Source organism: Halobacillus sp. BBL2006 (assembly GCF_000786645.1).
Lineage (GTDB): Bacteria > Bacillota > Bacilli > Bacillales > Halobacillaceae > Halobacillus.
In genome coordinates, this window is record NZ_JRNX01000681.1 from 1 (window position 1) to 2,361 (window position 2,361).

The 2,361-nt window shown below is 39.5% G+C and carries 2 protein-coding genes and 1 pseudogene; 2 read left to right on the forward strand and 1 reads right to left on the reverse strand.

Annotation, left to right across the window (positions count from 1 at the left end; genetic code table 11):
- Window positions 1-289: pseudogene (locus LD39_RS18195) on the reverse strand (TIGR00341 family protein); the annotation flags it as partial.
- Window positions 290-433: 144 nt separating this feature from the next.
- Between LD39_RS18195 and LD39_RS18200 the strand changes: the two are divergent.
- Both LD39_RS18200 and LD39_RS18205 read left to right on the forward strand, forming a co-directional pair.
- Entirely contained in the window at window positions 434-1,897 is a 1,464-nt protein-coding gene (locus tag LD39_RS18200) for a spore germination protein (RefSeq protein WP_035551260.1), read from the forward strand.
- On the forward strand, window positions 1,894-2,361 hold a 468-nt coding region (locus LD39_RS18205), incomplete at its 3' end, for a GerAB/ArcD/ProY family transporter (protein ID WP_035551257.1). The genes LD39_RS18200 and LD39_RS18205, both read left to right, overlap by 4 nt.

Consider the following 2,361-nt stretch of genomic DNA (forward strand, 5'->3'; position numbering starts at 1 on the left):
TTTTCTCTTTTTCTTTCTCATCCTTCGATTCCTGATTGATCGTTTCTTTCGACAAATACGTTTGCACAGGAATGAGCATCGTTTCAAATCCTTCGACCACGTTTGATACTTCTTCTAAATAATTGAGAATTTCTTCAACATTTCGTGTTTCCACTAAAATTCGGACGAGCATCCGTTCTTCTGACTCACTTGATAACCAATAGGATTGATGATCGTACTCCTGTAATTTTTCATTGATGGACTCAAAGTGATGATCGGGTATATACACTTCAATGAGTTGCAGATTCATCATTGTCTCCTCCTTTCAAGAGCATTATTGAGCTTTTACAAGATCAAAGATAAAAGATTAATTCACTTATAATGTCCCCTTTTTTTCACATACTAATTCCATCTGATTGTAGAGGAGGGGAAAGAATTGGGCCACCAACTTCCTATGAGTGCTGATCAATTGACCTCGGTTATGAGAGAACAGTTTAATCAAAGCCCTGATCTCATTGAAAAAACCTATCAAATTAAAGGGCAATCCATCATCATACTTTTTATCTCTTACCAAGTGAAGAAGGATCGCCTTGAAAAGGAGTTACTTGAGCCATTAACGAGTTCAAGAAAACCTTGGACGGTCCAAGACTTGCAAAATAAGATCCCTCTTGCTTCTTCCAATAGAGAAAAAGAAATTGAAACCATTACTCAGCAGCTTATCCATGGGAGTGTCTGCGTTTATATTGAAGGTGAAAAGGAAGTTGTTACGTTTCTTTTACCACAACAAGACCGCCGAGCATTACAGCGAGCAGAAACGGAATCTTTAGTTTTTGGTCCTCAAGTTTCTTTTACGGAATCGCTTGTGACAAACTTGAATGTGGTTCGGTGGCGGCTGGATACTGATGATTTAGTCGTTGAAAAAATGATTGTCGGAGATCGCATACAATCTGAAGTGAGAATCGTATATCTTAAATCACTAGCTAATGAAGAGAACGTAAACACTATGAGACAAAGAATTCAGGATTTAGAAGTCGATGAAGTAGAAGACACGAGTGTGTTAGGCCAATTGATTGAGGATTCTTCCAGCTCGGTTTTCCCTCAACTCTTATTCACAGAGCTTCCTGACAGGTTCTGTAATTCCATTACTAAAGGCAGAGTTGGCGTTATGGTTGATAAAAGCCCGACGATGCTCATTGGTCCAATGACTTTATTCAGCTATTTTGAATCTACAGAAGATCTTTATATGCGCTGGAACATGGGAACATTTATCCGATTGCTTCGATTTACAGCCATGTTTATCTCTATCATTTTAACTCCCATGTATGTAGCGGCCTTAACCTATCATTATGAAGTTATTCCTTCCTCTTTGATGGTATCTCTAGGGCAATCAAGAGCAACTGTGCCTTTTCCACCCGTCATGGAAGCCTTGCTTCTTGAGGTTCTCATTGAATTACTGAGGGAAGCTGGTGCCCGCTTACCTACAAAGGTCGGTCAGACGATGGGTATCGTTGGTGGTGTCGTTCTCGGGCAAGCCGCCGTCCAGGCCGGATTTACGAGTAATATCCTAATTATCATCATTGCTTTAAGTGCACTTGCTTCTTTTACAGCACCTAGTTATTTAATGGGCACGGCCATTAGGATAATCCGTTTTCCCATGATCATTCTTGCTGGCGCATGGGGATTGATTGGAATTGTTTTTGCGTTTAGCTTTTTAGTGATTCATTTACTAAAACAAAAATCATTGGGACGTCCTTACTTGGCTCCTATTTATCCTTTTTCTCTAAGGGATATAAATGATTCCATCATCCGTCTGCCTTTTCAAAAGAACCCTAAGAGGCCACTAACCGTGATGCCAAAAGATGAGAATCGATACAGCAGCAAGAAATCACATGAACATAAAGATGTGGATCCAACATGAAAACAAACTTAACAATCAAACCAGATGTCGCCGTCAGTGCTTTTTACTTATTTTTCATTGTGCATACGATTCAGACAGGGACAGGAATTATGGGAGTGCCTCGCATCTTATTTCTGGAAGCGGGACCTGACGCCTGGATTTCTGTCTTAATTGCGGGAGTCTACCTTCATTTTATTGCATGGATTATGATTTCCATTTTGAGAGAATATGAAAGTGCCGATATTATTGGGATTCAGTGTGATTTATATGGCAAATACATTGGAGTTTCCATCGGCATTGTATTTCTGATCTATCAATTTTTCATCCTCCTATCAGTGATTAAAAACTATGTGGAGGTAGTTCAGGTTTTCATTTTCCCCAACATTCCCATTTGGCTGATGAGTCTCTTCCTGCTGTCGCTTATGATTTATTGTGTATTAGGCGGTTTTCGAGTAGTTGTCGGAACAAGTTTTATTTTCTTTTTT

Bases quoted from the DNA above. Each gene is read 5' to 3' on its own strand.
- LD39_RS18200 (WP_035551260.1), top strand. From the start codon at position 434: ATGAGTGCTGATCAATTGACCTCGGTTATGAGAGAACAGTTTAATCAA.